General features: G+C 74.8%; 11 protein-coding genes. 2 read left to right on the top strand and 9 right to left on the bottom strand.

Features of this window, described 5'->3' with window-relative positions:
* The first annotated feature begins 254 nt into the window (after positions 1–254).
* On the top strand, positions 255–1,271 hold the full coding sequence (locus ABD317_RS07405) for an SDR family NAD(P)-dependent oxidoreductase (protein WP_344288985.1): 1,017 nt from the start codon (positions 255–257) through the stop codon (positions 1,269–1,271).
* Positions 1,272–1,405: 134 nt separating this feature from the next.
* Here ABD317_RS07405 and ABD317_RS07400 read toward each other — a convergent pair whose 3' ends face one another.
* The 9 genes from ABD317_RS07400 to ABD317_RS07360 all read right to left on the bottom strand — a co-directional run bounded on the left by ABD317_RS07400 (position 1,406) and on the right by ABD317_RS07360 (position 14,867).
* Entirely contained in the window at positions 1,406–1,948 is a 543-nt protein-coding gene (locus ABD317_RS07400) for a hypothetical protein (protein ID WP_344288984.1), read from the bottom strand.
* Between the two features lie 205 nt (positions 1,949–2,153).
* On the bottom strand, positions 2,154–3,671 hold the full coding sequence (locus ABD317_RS07395) for a caspase, EACC1-associated type (protein ID WP_344288983.1): 1,518 nt from the start codon (positions 3,669–3,671) through the stop codon (positions 2,154–2,156).
* A 2-nt stretch (positions 3,672–3,673) separates the two neighbouring features.
* Entirely contained in the window at positions 3,674–4,102 is a 429-nt protein-coding gene (locus ABD317_RS07390) for a hypothetical protein (RefSeq protein ID WP_344288982.1), read from the bottom strand.
* Positions 4,103–4,145: 43 nt separating this feature from the next.
* Positions 4,146–5,216, bottom strand: a complete 1,071-nt coding sequence (locus tag ABD317_RS07385) for a hypothetical protein (protein WP_344288981.1) — start codon at positions 5,214–5,216, stop codon at positions 4,146–4,148.
* Entirely contained in the window at positions 5,216–7,267 is a 2,052-nt protein-coding gene (locus ABD317_RS07380) for an ABC transporter substrate-binding protein (RefSeq protein ID WP_344288980.1), read from the bottom strand. The genes ABD317_RS07385 and ABD317_RS07380 overlap by 1 nt, the downstream gene beginning before the upstream one ends.
* Entirely contained in the window at positions 7,267–8,055 is a 789-nt protein-coding gene (locus ABD317_RS07375; RefSeq protein WP_344288979.1) for a toll/interleukin-1 receptor domain-containing protein, read from the bottom strand. The genes ABD317_RS07380 and ABD317_RS07375 overlap by 1 nt, the downstream gene beginning before the upstream one ends.
* 58 nt (positions 8,056–8,113) lie before the next feature.
* Positions 8,114–9,448 carry an NsdA family TPR-like regulatory protein gene (locus ABD317_RS07370; RefSeq protein WP_344288978.1) on the bottom strand — a complete coding sequence of 445 codons (1,335 nt, stop codon included), beginning with the start codon at positions 9,446–9,448 and terminating at the stop codon, positions 8,114–8,116.
* Between the two features lie 167 nt (positions 9,449–9,615).
* The gene (locus tag ABD317_RS07365; RefSeq protein ID WP_344288977.1) at positions 9,616–11,361 is read right to left on the bottom strand and encodes an ABC transporter ATP-binding protein; all 1,746 of its coding nucleotides are present in this window, start codon (positions 11,359–11,361) and stop codon (positions 9,616–9,618) included.
* Positions 11,358–14,867, bottom strand: a complete 3,510-nt coding sequence (locus ABD317_RS07360) for an MFS transporter (RefSeq protein WP_344289000.1) — start codon at positions 14,865–14,867, stop codon at positions 11,358–11,360. Before ABD317_RS07360 ends, ABD317_RS07365 begins: the two co-directional genes overlap by 4 nt.
* A gap of 194 nt (positions 14,868–15,061) precedes the next feature.
* Here ABD317_RS07360 and ABD317_RS07355 point away from each other — a divergent pair, with 194 nt between their 5' ends.
* Positions 15,062–15,775 (top strand): TetR/AcrR family transcriptional regulator, encoded by a 714-nt coding sequence (locus ABD317_RS07355; RefSeq protein WP_344288976.1) that lies wholly within the window; start codon positions 15,062–15,064, stop codon positions 15,773–15,775.
* Positions 15,776–15,807: the final 32 nt, after the last annotated feature.

Raw genomic sequence — 15,807 nt, 5'->3', positions numbered from 1 at the left:
CGCCACACCGCCTCGCCGCACGTCGGTGACAACGTACCGGCGCTGTCCCGATCCGGTACCGGCGGAGTCCCGCCGCTTGAGAACGACCGTTCTCCACATTACTGTCTGCTGCGAGAACGGTCGTTCCCCGGCCGTTCCACACCGTCGGTGCCGGCGGGCCCGGAACAGGGGACCGGGCCGGCGGGCACCGGCGGCACCTCCCGGCCCGTGCCGGGTTTGCGTTGGAGTGTCCTCCAGGTCGTAGCGTCCGCGACATGACGCACTCGATTACTCCGCAGCAGCGCACCGGCTCCGGCTTCGACGCCCGGAGCACCACCGCCGACGTCCTGCGCGGCGTCGACCTGGGCGGCCGGCTCGCCGTCGTCACCGGCGGCTACGTCGGCCTGGGGCTGGAGACGACCCGCGCGTTCGTACGGGCCGGGGCCCGCGTCGTCGTACCGGCCCGGCGGCGTGACGTCGCCGAGAAGGCGCTCGACGGCCTCGCCGCCCCCGAAGGCCCCGGCGGCGTCGAGGTCGACGAGCTGGACCTCGCCGACCAGGACAGCATCCGCCGCTTCGCCGACCGCTTCCTCGACTCCGGCCGCTCCCTCGACCTCCTCGTCACCAACGCCGGCGTCATGGCCAGCCCCGAAACCCGCGTCGGACCCGCGGGCTGGGAGGGGCAGTTCGCCGTCAACCACCTCGGCCACCACGCCCTCGCCGGCCGCCTCCACCCCGCCCTCGTCCGCGACGGCGGCGCCCGCGTCGTCGCCCTGTCCTCCCGCGGCCACCACCTCTCCGGCATCCGCTGGCACGACCCGCACTTCCGCGCCGAGCCGTACGACAAGTGGGCGGCCTACGGCCAGTCGAAGACCGCCAACGCGCTCTTCGCCGTCCACCTCGACGCCCTCGGCCGGGACTCCGGCGTACGGGCCTTCAGCGTGCACCCCGGGATGATCCTCACCGAACTCGTGCGCCACGTCCCGCACGAGGAGCAGGTCGCGCAGGGCTGGTTCGACGCGGACGGCAATCTCAGCGGCGCCTTCAAGACCCCCGAGCAGGGCGCGGCCACGCAGGTGTGGGCGGCGACCTCGCCGCGGCTGGCCGGCCTGGGCGGCGTGTACTGCGAGGACTGCGAGGTCGCCGAGCCCGCAGGCCCCGGCGGCGAGCAGGAGATGCGGCCGGGCGTACGGGACCACGCCGCCGACCCGGACCAGGCCGCCCGGTTGTGGGCGCTGTCGGCGGAGCTGACCGGCGTCGACCCCTTCGGCGCCGCACCCGGCCGGGGCTGACCCGCCCGGCAACCCCCGGACTGCTCCCCCGTCGTGCGGAGAGCGCGCGTGCCGGTACGCACCGGCACGCGCCGGTGCGCCGACGGGCCCGCGGCGCGCTCGCGGCCCCGTCGGCGTACGCGCGAAGAACCCCGTCAGCAGCGCTTCTCGGACGCGGCCTGGGCGGGCAGCGGAACGCCCTCGGGGCGCAGCGAGCCGACGGCGGCCGTGCAGTCGCTCACCGTGTCGGTGCCCGGCGTCCAGACCTCCTGCTGATCCGTGTCGGTGGCGCCGGTCCTGCCGAGCACCTTGTCCTGGTCGTAGCTGAACACGCCGAGGGTCAGGTCGTACGGCGTCGCGGTCCTGCGGAAGCTGTCCCACACCCACAGGTAGCCGTAGTTCTCCTTGCACTCCGGCGAGTAGAACTGCTTGACGGAGGCGATGGTCGCGCCGCCGCGCTTGATGTAGCCGGTGGCGCCGATCTGGTACGCGTCGTCGCAGACCCCGGCGGCCCGGGCGCGCTTGCTCTCGGGGTTGCCCCGGGCCGTCGGGGCCGTGTCCTGGGCGGCGGCCCGGTCGCTCTTGCCGGCGGGCGACGGCGCGGGGCCGCTGCCCGCGTACGCGGCGCCGGCGGGCGTGAGGACCAGCGCGGCGGCGGCGACGGCCACAGCGAACTTCCTGAGTCGGGTGGAACGCATAGCTGTACTCCCTTTTCTGGACACAGAGGGATTTCAGAAGCATACGGCTCATGCCCCGGATACCCGGTAAGACCCGTGACGCGGCTGGGGGGTTGTAGGAGCCACCGGCGCGAAACAAGCCATCTCCGGGAGGGGGCGCGCGACGCGCAACGGGGCGCGGGGCGGGCGCGAGGGCGGGCGCGCAGGCAGGGGCGGCGCGGCGGTGTCAGGCGTAGATGTCCACGTGGACGATGAGGTCGCCGCGGCCTTCGTTCCTGAGCCGGGGCATGCCGAGTTCGTGCAGGCGGAGGGCCTGGCCGTCGCGGATACCGGCCGGAATGCGGACGGTCTTCTCGCCGTCGGTCAGGGTCGGTACGCGCACGGCGGTGCCCGCGGCAGCGGCCGCCGCGGGCAGCCGGACGCGGAGGTGGAGGTCGTCGTCCTCCCGGGTGAAGTCGGGGTGCGGCCGTTGCCGGATGTCGATGTACAGGTCCCCCGCCGGGCCGCCGCCCGGGCCGACTTCGCCCTCGCCCTCAAGCTGGATGCGCATGCCGTCCGAGACGCCCGCCGGGATCTTGACGCGGAGCGTACGGGTGGTCCGGACCCGGCCGTCGCCGCCGCACGTGCGGCACGGGTGCGGCAGGATCGTGCCCAGGCCCCTGCATGTGCGGCACGTGGAGGCATCGACCCGGCCCACGCCGCGGCAGGACGCGCACAGTTCCACCGACGTCCCCGCCGCCGTGAGGCCGCCCGCGCAGGCGGGGCAGACGACCGCGGTCTCGATCGCGAACTCCTCGACCCGGTCGCGGGTCATGTCGGCCAGATCCATCTCGAAGGGGACGAGGGCGTCCGTCCCCCGGCGGAACCGGCCCGCTCCCGCCACGCCGTCCACCGGCTCCCGGAGATCCGTGTCGTCGTCCGCCGACGCGGTGCCGTCCCCCTCCGGCGGGCCGCCGTCCTCCTCCGGCGGGTCGCCGTCCTCCGCCGGCTGCGGCGCGGGTACGCGGGCGAGGACGACCTGGTACTCCACATCCGCCCACATCCGGGGCCGCTGCCGGACACCGGTGCGGTGCAGCGACTCGTAGACGTAGTCGTACAGTTCCGTCACCGTGATCCGGCCGTCGCCGTCGAGGTCCGCCGCGCCCGTGGCCAGCCCCTCGATGAGCGCGCCGGTGAAGCGGGAGGGCTGCGGGGCGGCGGTCTCCAGGCGTTCGCCCTCCCAGGCGTACTCGGTGCGGCTGGTCGCGGTGAGCACCACCCGGCCGGAGCCGGCGAGTTCGTCCCGCAGGTGCACCTGGTCGTCGCCCTTGGCGCCGGTCAGGAACGCGCCGCTGTAGCAGCAGTCGAGCAGCACGACGACCGTGCCCGCCCGGCAGCGCTCCAGCCGGCTGCGCAGGAACGCGGCGGGCATGGCCGTCGAGGCGGGCAGGTCGCGGTCGGTGTCGCGGGCGGCGAAGTGGAGGTGGCCGTCGTCGTCCTTGATGCCGTGGCAGGAGAGGTGGAGCAGGAGGAGGTCGTTGCGGCCGCGGTCGCGGAAGAAGCGCTCGACGGCGCGCATCACCCGGTGCGCCGGGGCGTCCTTGAGCTGCTCGGCCCGGAAGCCGCCGATCCGCGGGTCGGCCAGGGCCCGGGCGAGACCGGCGCAGTCCTGGCCGGGCGAGCGGAGGGGACGGAAGGCGGCGTCGTCGTACGTGTCGGTGGCGATGAGCAGCGCGTCGCGCCGGCCGGAGACGGGTGCGGCCACGACTAGCCCCGGTCGGCGGCTTCCCGGCCGGCCGGCTCCTGCCCGGCCGACGGCCCGGCGTCGAGGAACGCCTCGATGAGGCGCTGCTTCTCGGCGCCGGAGGCGTCGCCGAGTTCGAGGCTGCGGCCGTCCAGCTCCAGCCGTACGGACCGCACGGGCCGGTTCTGCAGCCACACCTCCACCAGCCGCACGACGGACCGCAGCACCACCGGCACCAGGGTCACCGCCAGCACCCCGACCGCGACGGCCTCCCCCGGCTTGGCCCCCTCCGGCGCGGCACCGGCCGCCCGCACGGGACGAACGTCGTCGACCTCCAACTCCAGCAACGCCTGCCGCAGCTGCCCGGTGAGCGCGTCCAACTCGTCGTCGTCCGCGCCCCCGACCACGGCCACCCGCACCGTGCCCGCCCGCTCCCCGCCCCTGTCCCTCATGGCTACGCAGTCTAGGACGAACCCCCCTCCGGCCAGGCGACGTTCAGCCCGCGGGGACGTACGGGCCGCCCTCGTCGGGCGGCGGCCCAACCGGGTCCTCGTCGGGCGGCGGCTCGGCGTCGGCGAAGAGGCGGAGGAACCTGTCGGCCTCCTCCTCCCTGCCCATGGCGCGTACGCCCTGGGCCACGCGCGCGGCGAGGTGGACCATCTCGGGGTCGTCGCCGTTGAACCCGAGCCAGCGCATCACCTGCTCGGCGACCCGTTCCTCCGGCGGCACGGCGGGCCCTTCAGGCTCGTGCTCCGGCGCGTGCGAAGCCTCCGGCTCCGGCGCGTACAACAGGTCGCGGAACGGCGGCGCCACCTCGCTGTTGTTCGCCGCGGCCGACAGCTGCGCCAGCAGCCCTATGCGCTCCACCGTCTCCTCCACGTGCTCGTCGTTGCGCGCCAGCCACCAGACGACGGCACTGCCGGGGTCCTTGAGTACGTCGTCGGAGAGGTACATCCGCTTGTTCCGCTCGTAGTTGCGCTCGTGCTCCCAGACGTCCTCGTCCTTGCGGACGTTCGAGAGCTTGCTCAGCCGCTCCCGATCGGAGTCCGACAGGGCGAGGACGACGTCCTTTGCCATGGCCAGCACGCGGCCGGAGCCGTCCGGTTCCATGACGCTCAGCACGCCGTTCAGCTGGTGCTGCACCATGGCGGGCGACCGCGGGGACTGCCGGGCGGCGAACTCCCGGGCGCGCAGCAGCACGGCGTGCACCGCGAGGCCGCAGGGGTCGAAGTGCGGGCTCTCGGACTCCTGCGGGATCCAGCGCACCGTGGCGGAGAAGAGGAAGTCGTAGTCGGGCACGGCGCTGGGCAGCGCGATCCTCGTGATCCGGTGCTCCTGGCGCGGCGGGGGCGGGATCGGGAGATCAGGCTCCAGGGTGCACTCCGGCGGGATGTCGCCGTCGCGCAGTGCACCGGCCCGGACCGCGGCGATCGTGCCGGCGAGCAGCACGGCGCCGTACGCCGGCCACAGCCATCGGGGCCAGCCCGCGGTGAGGCCGGCGATGGACAGGACGAGCAGGCAGATCACGGTGAGGAAGACCGTCACGGTGCGATGGCCGGAACTCATCAGGGGGCCTCCGGGGTGACGTCGGGGTCCGCGGGTGGGGGCGCCTCGGACGGGGGTGTCTCGGACGGAGGTGCCCCGGACGGAGGCGCCTCGGGCGCGGGGCCGATGCCCTGGGCGGCGCCGAGGCTGCGGCGGTAGTGCTCCGCGGTGTCGCGGCGCTGCGCGCGGTCGTCGCCGGGCGCCAGCGCCCACCGCTGCGAGACGACGAACGTCCGGCCGGCGGCCGCGGGATACGGGGCCGCCGCGGCGGCCAGCGTGGTGAGCAGCGCGTCGCGGTGCGCGCGGTACTCCGCGGCCCCGGCGGCGGACAGCCAGGTGCGGACGTGCGGCGTCCACTCCTCGTGCGCGCCGTACGCGAACACGGTGGCCCAGCACTCCGTCAGCCGCCGGCGGGCGACGTGGTCGGTGCACAGGGCCGGGCGCCCGGCGGCCGCGTCGGCGAGGGCGAGGAAGATGCGGGACTCGGACGCCGAGCGGAAGCCGGTGGGGCGGATGCCGTAGGAGGTGAGGCGGGTGAGGAGCAGGACGCAGAGGCGGCGGTCGCTCGTGGCCAGAGAGAGCAGGGCCGTCAACGCGGGTGGGCCGTCGCGGTCGTCCTCGGCGCGGGCGAGGTGGTGCAGCCGGACGAGGGCCTGGTCCGGGTGGCCCACGGCCATCACCTGGGAGCAGACCACGGTCAGGGCCAGCCGGTACGTCCTGGGCAGGTCCCGCTGGCGTACGTCGGCGAGGATCCACTCCCGTACGGCGCGGCCGTGCACGTCGTGACGCACCCCGGCCGCCAGCGCCTGGGCGGCGTCCGGCATGAGTTCCTGTTTCCCGTCCGCCGTCCACTCCCGGGCGAGCGACACCAGCTCTTCGGGCTGCCCGGTGCGCAGCGCCTGCGCGGCGAAGCGTTCGATGACCCGGTCCCGTTCGTCGCGGTCCAGCCGCAGGTTCCGTACGCAGTGTGCGACCCAGGTGCGGAACGTGGGCCGCAGGTCGGGGAAGTACGACCAGAAGTGCGCGAGCACGGTCCGGACGCGGCCGGGCTCCGTGAAGCGCACCCGGCCGCCCCGTCCCGCAGGGCAGTCGAGCTTGGTCAGCTCGGTGTTGAGATCGGCCCGGTCCAGCCGGGGGCGTTCGTCCTCGGGGTGCTTCAGCTCCTGCAGCAGGGCCGTCACGGCGTGGTAGATGGTGTCCGGCGCGGAGCCGTGGAGCATCGCGACGGTCAGGGCCAGGGCGCGCTGCCGTCCGTCCGTCAGCTTGTCGACGAACTCGATTCCCTCGGGGTCGTCCTCCCTGAGCTGCGCCAGCTCGTCCGGCCACCAGTCGTCGAACGTGCCGGCGGGCACGTCGTCCCGGGCGCGGCGGACGCCCTCGGCGAGCCGCGCGATGTCGCGCATCGGGGCGTCGGCGAGGAAGTGGGTGAGTGCGGGGGCGGTGAGTGCGGTTGGGGGCGGGGTGATGTGCGCGCGGCGCAGATGGCGCATCAGCACGTGGTCCGCGCGCGGGCGGTGCAGGCGCACCGTCAGTCGGCGCAACTCCGCGGTCAGTAACTCGTCGAGGTGCGGGGAGAGCACGACGACGAGGCGGGCGCCACGCTCCTCGACGACGGCACGGAAGGCCGACAGCTCACTCTGCAGCCCGGCGAAGCGGGTCGTCTGGCAGTCGGACAGGTCGAGCAGCAGGCGATCGCCGTCGGCGACGGCCTGCCGGTCCAGCGTCAGGCCGCCGGCCTCGCCGTCCTCCGGGTCCACCTCGTGGATGCCGATGCCGGCGGTGGGCTCGTACAGCAGCATCTGGGCGGCCGTGTGCCGGCCGGAGCCCGGTGCTCCGGCGATGACGGCGATGCGGTGCTCGTGCAGCAGGCGGCGGGCCTCGCCGAGGCGCCGGGGCGGGACGAAGCGCTGGTACGCGAAGGCGAGTTGCTCCTCGGCGAGGCTGCGGGGGTCCTTGCCGTGGGTGCCGAGGCGCTGGGACGCCTCGGCCATCGCCGCGATGTAGATGTGCTGGTCGCCGGAGCCGGTGTGGAACGGGGCCTGGGTCCGGGAGACGAAGGTGCCGAGGTCCATCAGCGATCGCCCTCCCGGCGGCGGCGCGCGGGGCCGAAGTTCTGGTTGATGCCGCCGTGGCCGCTGCCGCCGACCACGTTGCCGTCGCCGTTGACCTGAGTGCCGTCGATCTGGTCGCCGGACCCGGTGTGGAAGGGGGCGTTCGCCTCGCCGACGACGGTGCCGACGTGGCCGCTGATGTTGCCGATGCCCCCGCTCTGGCCGGTGTTGTGCATGCCGGTGCCGGGGTCGCGGGGGGTGTCGTCGCCGGGGGCCGGCTCGGCGGGCGGGTCCGCCGGGGCGGCAGCGGGGTCGGGTCCGCGGTCCGCGGCGGCGAGTTCGGGGACCTGCTTGGCGAGCTGGTCGCCGATGAGCGCGAGGTCGTGGCGGGCGGTGCGTAACGTGAAGCGCATGTACTGGCAGTCGGCCAGCGCGACGATGCTCTCGGGGAGCCGGCGGGGGTCGAGCTGTTCGGTGTGGCGGCCGACGAGGACGGGCACGACGGCGACGCCGTGGGCGAACGCCTCCTCGATCTCGCGGCGCACCCAGTCGTTCTCGTGGTCGAGCGCCCGGCTGCCCGGCCGCTCGGGGTGCACGGCGTCGACCCACCCGTGGCCGATCAACGCCAGCAGGACGCTGCTGCGGCGTACGCCCTTGGTCAGGGCGTTGTGGTAGTTCTCGCCGGCGGGGATGGACTGGGCGGCGAGGAAGACCATGCGGTCGCCGAAGCGGCGGGCCAGCTCCTGGTAGATCGCGTAGGCGGCGTCCTTGCCGTCGCTCGTGCGGTAGTTGATGAAGATTTCGGGCATGACGGATCGTCCTCTCGTGCGGATGTGGGTGATCGGTGTTCGTGAGCGGGCGGTGCGGTCAGCGGGTGGTGCGTGGTGGGGCGGCGGTCAGGGCCGCGGTGAGGTCGGGACTCAGTTCGCGTACGGCGGCGTTGCGCGGGTGGCGGCCCAGGAGGCGGGCCGTACGGCGGAGGTCGGCGAGGATGGTGGCGGAGTGGACGAGGCCGACGTGGCCGAGGAGGGGGCGCAGGAGGTCGCAGGCGTGCTCGACCTGGCCGGACGCCGCGTGCGCGAGGGCCAGACGGACACCGGCGCGGGTGCGGGTGCGCAGTGCGTGCGACGGCATGCGCTCGGTCTCCCGGGCGAGGTAGTCGGCGGCGCGCTGGGGACGGCCGAGGTGGTACAGGCACCAGCCGGTGTACAGCGACACGACGTCCGGGACGTGGGAGGCGCCGATGACCGGCTCGGCGAAGTCCGACCGGTCGAGGGCGAGGAGTTCGCGGGCCCGGTCGAGGCTGTGCATGCACGCGCTGTAGTTGCCGTCGAGCGCGTGGCCCTGGGCCTCGTGCTGGGCGGCCAGGCCGCGGATGCGGGGCGGGGCGTCGGCGTCGCGGGCGTGTGCGGCAAGGCCGATGGCCAGGGCGACATCGCCGCGGAGCAGGCTGACGAGGGCCCGCCGGACCAGGCCGTACGCCGCCAGATGGCGGTCGTCGCCGGCTTCCGCCAGCTCCACGGCCCGGTCGGTCCACCACAGGGCGGCCTCGTCGTTGCCGGACTCCTGGGCCATCCAGCCGGTGTACTCGGCGAACCGGGCGGCCAGGACGAGCAGGTCGCGCCGCGTACGCGGGCCGGAGTGCAGGGCGAGTTGCTCCGTGGTGTGCGTCTGGGCGATCAGCGAGGGCAGCAGGAGTCCGGGACCGGCCGTCTGACCGAGCCGGCGGGACTGGATGAACGCCGCCCGGGACGCCTCGACCAGCGTTGTCCCCGCGGCGTCGGCTGCGGCCCGCAGGCCGCCGAGGTCGAAGGCGAAGACGGCACCGGAGCCGCGGCTCGCACCAGCACCGGCACCGGCACCGCGGCCGACCGTGGAACCGGGCTGCCGGGCCGCGGATTCGAACCGGCCCGCCCCTGCCTTGTGCATGCGCAACGACCACACCTCACCGTCACTGCTCGCCGGAGGAAGTCGGGCGGACACGGCGCGCTCCGGCACGAGAGCGGCGAGCACGCCGCCCGCGTCGAGCGCGGTGTCACACCACCGGGCCAGCTCCGGCGTGGGACCCTTCTGCCCGGTCTCGACCTTGCTCAGATGGCTCTTGCTGTAGTGCACCAGCGCGGCGAGGCGATCGAGCGTGAGCCCCGCCGCCAGGCGCCGCCTGCGGAGTTCGGGCCCGAACTCGTGCGTGCGCTCAGGCATCCGGCCTCCCGTGACCTTGCCGCTGCCGCGGCCTTCGGTCACCGGCACCGGTCAGCTTGCGGCACCGGACTCGGGTGGAACAAGGCGCATGTGGTTGTTTCCCGTTTCCCATTCTGTGAGTGAACGAATGGGTCACCTCGGCTGTCGAGCGTGTCCTGCGCCAATCGTCAGGGGGTTGCGGAGGCGGGTGGTGCGGGGGTCGAGAAGTGGGGCGGGGTGGGGGTGGGGTGGTGGAAGGTGGCGTAGGGGCCGTTGCGGGTGAGGAGGGCTTCGTGGGTGCCCTCCTCGACTATGCGCCCGGCGTCGAGGAAGACGATGCGGTCGGCGTGGCGGACGGTGCGCATGCGGTGGGCGACGATGACGACGGTGCGGCCGGCCATGAGGCGTTCGATGCCCTGGTGGACGGCGGCCTCGTTCAGCGGGTCGAGGGCGGAGGTGACCTCGTCCAGGAGGACGACGGGCGCGTTCTTCAGCAGGGCGCGGGCGATGGCCACGCGCTGGCGTTCGCCGCCGGAGAGGGCCGTGCCGCCTTCGCCGACGGGGGTGGTCCAGCCGTCGGGGAGGCGGGCGACGACCTCGTCGAGGCGGGCGGCGGTGGCGGCGGCGCGGACCTCGGCGGCGGTGGCGTCGGGGCGGCCGAGGCGGACGTTGTCCTCGATGGTGCCGTCGAAGAGGTAGACGTGCTGGAAGACGATCGCGATCTTGGACATCAGGGTCTCGGTGCCGATCTCGCGGACGTCGTGGCCGCCGACGCGGACGGCGCCCGCGTCGACGTCGTAGAAGCGGGTGAGGAGTTGCAGCAGGGTGCTCTTGCCCGCGCCGGACGGGCCGACGACGGCGACGCGTTCGCCTTCGGCGACGGTGAGGGAGACGCCGTCGAGGACGGTGCGGTCGCCGTGGCGGAAGGTGACGGCGTCGAACTCCAGGGTGTGGTCCGCGGGGTGTGCCGGGTCGGGGGCCTCGGGGAGGGGCGGCGTGCTCAGCACCGTGTCGAGCCTCGTGAGGACGGTGCGGGCGGCGCGGAACTTGCCCGCCACGTCGGACAGGGACAGCAGCGGGTCCGCGCAGCGCGCGGCGAGGACGAGGAGCGCCAGCACCTCGGCCGCGCCGACGTCGCCGTGGAGGGCAAGGTAGGCGCCGAGGGCGAGGAGGGTGGTGAAGAGCGCCTGCACGGTGACGGTGAGGCCCAGGGTGCCGGGCAGCACCGACAGCGTGGTGCGACGGGAGGCACGCTGCACGTCGTGCAGGGAGTCGTCCAGGAGGCGGAACCGCTCGCCTGTCCTGCCGCCGGCGCGCAGCACCGGCTGGGCCTGGAGGTACTCGACGACGCGGGCGGTGGCCTCGTGGTCGCGGGTGGCGCGCTCCTCGTCGGCGGCGGCCATCGACCGGCTCGTCCAGACCTGCGTCGCGGCGACCACCGGCACGGCGGCCAGCGCGGCCAGGCCTAGCTGCCAGTTGAAGGCGAGCATGACGGCGACGATCGTCAGCGGGGTCACGGCAGCGGAGACGGACGGGGCCAGCAGGTGCGCGATAACGCTCATGGCCTGCAGGACGCCCTGGCCGGCGAGGGTGGAGACCTCGCCGACGCGGCCGGCGCCGTACCAGCCGACGGGGAGGCGGGCGAGGTGGTCGCCGAGGCGGTGGTACAGCCCGCGCAGCAGCTTGATGCCGACGCGGAAGCCGGCGAGGTCGCTGCTGAACCGCAGCACGCCGTACGCGGCGAAGACCGCGGCGAAGGCGGTCAGCCAGGGCCAGGCGTCCGCGGGCGTGTCGCCGAACAGCGCGCGCAGGAGGGGGACCAGCAGCGCGTACGACAGTCCCTCCACGACCGCGGTCGCCAGCATCAGCGAGACGGTGCGGCGCACGGGGCCGGTGTGCTCGTGCCCCAGCACGCGGAACAGGATGCGGATCATCGGCGCTCGTCTCCTTGCCGGACGCCGCCGGGGGCGGTCGTCGCGCTCGCGGGGGTGCGGGCCGCTTCCGGGGACCCGTCCGGCGGGGCCGGATCGTCGGCGGCCGCGGCCTGGTGGGCGCGCCAGAACTCGGCGAACGCGCCGTCGCGGGCAAGCAGTTCGGCCGGGGCGCCGTGCTCGGCGACCGCCCCGTCCGCCAGCATCACGACGGTGTCGGCCCCGGCGACGGTCTCCAGACGGTGGGCGATGACCAGGGTCGTGCGGTCGTCGCCGGCGGGGGCCGCCAGGGCGCGGCGCACGGCGAGTTCCGTCCGGGGGTCGGCGAAGGAGGTCGCCTCGTCGAGTACGAGCACGGGGGCGGCGGCGAGCAGCGCGCGGGCCAGGGCGAGGCGCTGCGCCTCGCCGCCGGACAGCCCGGCCTCCTCGCCGATCACCGTGTCGTAGCCGCGGGGCAGTGCGAGGATCCGGTCGTGGATGTGCGCCCGGCGGGCGGCGTCCCGCACGTCCTCCCGGTCGGCGTGGGGCACGGCGAGGGCGATGTTGTCGGCGACGGAGGCGCGCAGCAGCCGGACGTCCTGGAAGACGAACGAGACCGTGCGGTACAGGTCGGACCCGGCCATGTCGCGGAGGTCGACGCCGCCGAGCACGACCGAGCCCGCGACGGGGTCGAAGAACCGCGGCAGCAGCTGGACGAGGGTCGACTTCCCGCTGCCCGACGGGCCGACGACCGCGGTGACGGTGCCTGGTTCGAGGACCAGGTCGATGCCGCGCAGCACCTCCCGCCCCGGTTCGTAGCCGAAGCGGACACCGCGCAGCTCGACGCGGTGACCCCGCGGCGCGCGCGGGTGCGCGGGCTGCGGCAGCGGGTCCACGTCGAGCACGTCCCGGATGCGGCCGACGGCGCGGCGGGCGGCCTGCAGGTCGTCGAAGCCGTGGCCGAGGGCGGCGACGGGAGCGGTGAGCCCGAGGCCGAGGAGGAGGAACGGCAGGAGGTCGGCGGGCGCCAGCGCACCTGCCGTGATCATCGGGGTGCCGCCGACGAGCACGACCAGCAGCACGAACGGCGGCGACAGCGCCAGCTGCATGCCCGCCCCGATCGGGGCGAGGCCGTGGACCATCCGCCGGAAGGTGCCGGTGAAGTCGTCGGCGGCCGCACGGAAGCGGCGGTGCGCGCGCTCGCCGCCGCCGAACGCCTTGACCTCGGAGATCCCCTGCGCGAACTCGACGGCCGCGTCGGCGATCCGGCCCATGGCCGCGTCGTACTCCTCCTGGTCGCGCACCCGCGCCGGGGTCATGAACAGCGGGACGTGCGCGAGGGCGACGGCCACCGGGATCAGGGTGATGAGCGTGAGCCGCCAGTCGACGGTGAAGAGGTACGCCAGGGACACCAGCGGCACGACGAACGCGGAGACCAGCTCGCTGGGTGCGTGGGCGATGAGCGGGTGCATCGCGGCCACGTCCTCGCCGACCACCTTCGCCAGCTCGCCCGTCCGGCGCCGGGAGAACCAGCCGACGGGCACCCGGCCGAGCCCGGCGGCCAGCCGTCGGCGGAACGACAACTGCACGCGGCCGTCGAGGAGATGGCCGGCACCGGTCGAGGCGGCCGTGAACAGCAGCCGCACGAGCAGCCCCGCGGCGCCCACGGCGACGACGGCCCAGACCCGGCCGCGGTCGACGGGCCCGGGGGCCAGCAGCGCACGGCCCAGCTCGACGACGGCGAGGAGCGGCACGAGGCCGGCGAGCGCGCCGACGACCTGCAGCAGCACGACGGCGGCGAAGCCGCGGGCGTGGGGGCGGAGGAGGCGGGAGACGGTGCGGGTGGGCGGCGGCTGCTTCCCGCGGGGTGCCGCGGGGTCCAGCCCCGCGGGGCGTTGTTGCTGCGCGGGGAGTTGCTGCGCGGGGAGTTGCTGCGCCGGGCGTTGCTGCGCGGGGCGTTGCTCCGCGGCCGGGTGGGCGTCGGTGACCGGGCGGGCTTCCGCGGACGGGCGGGCTTCCGCGGACGGGTGGGCTTCCGCGGGCGTGCGGGCATCCGCGGGCGCGTGGGCTCCGGGTTGCGGATCACCAGGGGCGGCATCGGCGTCGTCGGGCTCCGCGGCCGTTCCCCGGTGATCCGCCCCCGGCCCCGGTAGCACCGTGAGCGCGATCAGCACCGCCACCACCAGCAGCGCCGCGCACAGCGTCAGCCCCAGCGCGTACCCCTCGTTCAGGCCGGCGGGCGTCTGCGCCCCTCCCGTACGGTCGTGGGCTGCGGTGCCGAGGGCCGCCAGGCCCAGCGCGGCACCGAGTTGGCGGGCGCTGTTGAGCAGGCCGGAGGCCATGCCCGCCTCGTGGGCGGCCACGCCGCCGGTGGCGGCGGAGACCAGCGGGCCGAGGACGAGGCCGAAGCCGACGCTGGCCAGGATCGAGGGCACGAGCACGTCCACCGCGTAGGTGCCGTCGGCGTCGATGCGGCCGAACCAGGCGAAGCCCGCCGCGGTCAGCAGCCCGCCGCCGGCCAGCAGGACCTTCGGCGCGTACCGGTAGCCGAGCTTCACCGCGAGCACCGAGCCGGCGATCACCCCGAGGGCGAAGGGCAGGAACTGCAGCCCGGTCTCCGCCGGGCCGTTGCCGAGCACCCGCTGCAGGTACAGCGACATGAAGTAGAACGAGGAGGCCATGGCCGCGCCGATCACCAGCGTGTACGTGATCGCGCCGAGCACCGCGCGGTGGGTGAGCAGGCCGAGCCGGACCAGCGGGTCGCGGGTGGTGGTCCGTTCGACCAGGACGAACGCGGTCAGCAGCGCGAGCGCCGCGGCCAGGGTGGCGACGGTGACGGCGGAGGTCCACGCGTGCCGGTCGGTACGGACGATGCCGAACACCAGCAGCGTCATCCCACCCGTCGCCAGCACTCCCCCGAGCACGTCCGGACGCCCCCGGCCACGCCCCGGGTCCCGGTCCCGGTCGCCGCGTCCGGCGGGCCCCCGCGGCCCGTCGGACGCCACGCTCCGCCAGGTCATGGCCAGCGCGATCAGCGCCATCGGTACGTTCACGAACATCACCCAGCGCCAGCCCGCGTACTCCGTGAGCACTCCCCCGATCAGCACGCCCAGCGCGCCGCCCGCGGCGTTCGTCGCGCTCCAGATGCCGAACGCGCGCACCCGCGCCCGCCCGTCCGGGAACGTCGCCGTGAGCAGCGCCAGCCCGGCCGGGGCGAGGGCGGCGGCGCCGACACCCTGGGCGGCGCGGGCCGCGACCAGGTGCCCCGGCTCGGTGGCGAAGCCGCCGAGCAGCGAGGCGAAGCCGAACAGGCCGAGGCCGCAGAGCAGCATCCGCTTCTGCCCGTAGCGATCGGCGGCCTTGCCGCCCAGCAGCAGCAACCCGCCGAACGTGAGCGCGTACGCGTGGATGACCCACGTCAGGCCCACCTCGCCGAAGCCGAGGGCGGCGCCGATCTGCGGCAGGCCGACGTTCACCACCGACAGGTCCAGCGACACGAGGAACTGCGCCACCGCCGCCGTGGCGAGCACGAGCGACGCCCGCCCCGCTCCCCCGGAGCCCCCGGATCGCGCGGTGCGCGTCCCCTTGACCCGGTCCCCCTGGTCCCCCTTCATGGCCCCTCCCGTGGTTCCCCGACTTTCGGAACATGTTCCGGAACACGTTCCCAAAGTACACCACCCACCCGACAACGCCACCCGCAACCGCGAGGCAGCATCATGGGACCGTGCCCGGACAACGAGACCGCCGACAGCCCGCCGCCCCACCCCCCGGCCGCACCGGCCGCCCGCGGGCGACGTCGCGCGCCGAGATCCTGGCGGCGGCCCGCCGGGTCATCGACGAGGACGGCTGGGAGACGCTGACCGTCCGCCGGCTCGCCGCCGAGATCGGCATCGGGACGACGACGCTCTACCACCACGTGCACAACAAGGACGACCTGGTCGTCGAGCTGGTCAACCAGCACCTCGACCAACTCGCCCGCCCCGAGCTGCCCGACGACCCGCGCGAGCGGATCGTGGTCGCCGCCACGACGATGCACGACGCGCTCTCCGACTGGCCCTGGGCGGCGGAGGCGCTGACAGCCGACGGCTTCATCGGGCGGCTCGGCGACTCCGCCCTGTGGATAGTGGAGACGATCGTGGCCGGCGCGGTGGCCGCCGGCTGCACGCAGGAGCAGGCCGTCGACGTCTTCCGGAGCATCTGGTACTACACCGTCGGCGAGGTCCTCGTACGCGCTCGCACCGACCGCCGGCGCGCCGAAGTCGGCGCCGCCGACCTGGCGTTCAGCCTGCGCGGCCTCGACCCGGCCCGGCAGCCGCAGCTGTCCGCCATCGGGGACCTCTGGCCGGAGCGCAGCGCCCTCGACCTCTACCCGCAGGTGCTGCGGATCATCGTCGACGGACTCCTCGCCGAGGCCGGCCGGCCCGGCCAGCCCGTCTAGCCGCACCCCCGCTCTCCAGACCGCCCCGCCCG

Source organism: Streptomyces synnematoformans (assembly GCF_039531005.1).
Lineage (GTDB): Bacteria > Actinomycetota > Actinomycetes > Streptomycetales > Streptomycetaceae > Streptomyces > Streptomyces synnematoformans.
Note: the sequence above shows the minus strand (reverse complement) of the source record. Positions and strands in the feature narration are given on the sequence as shown.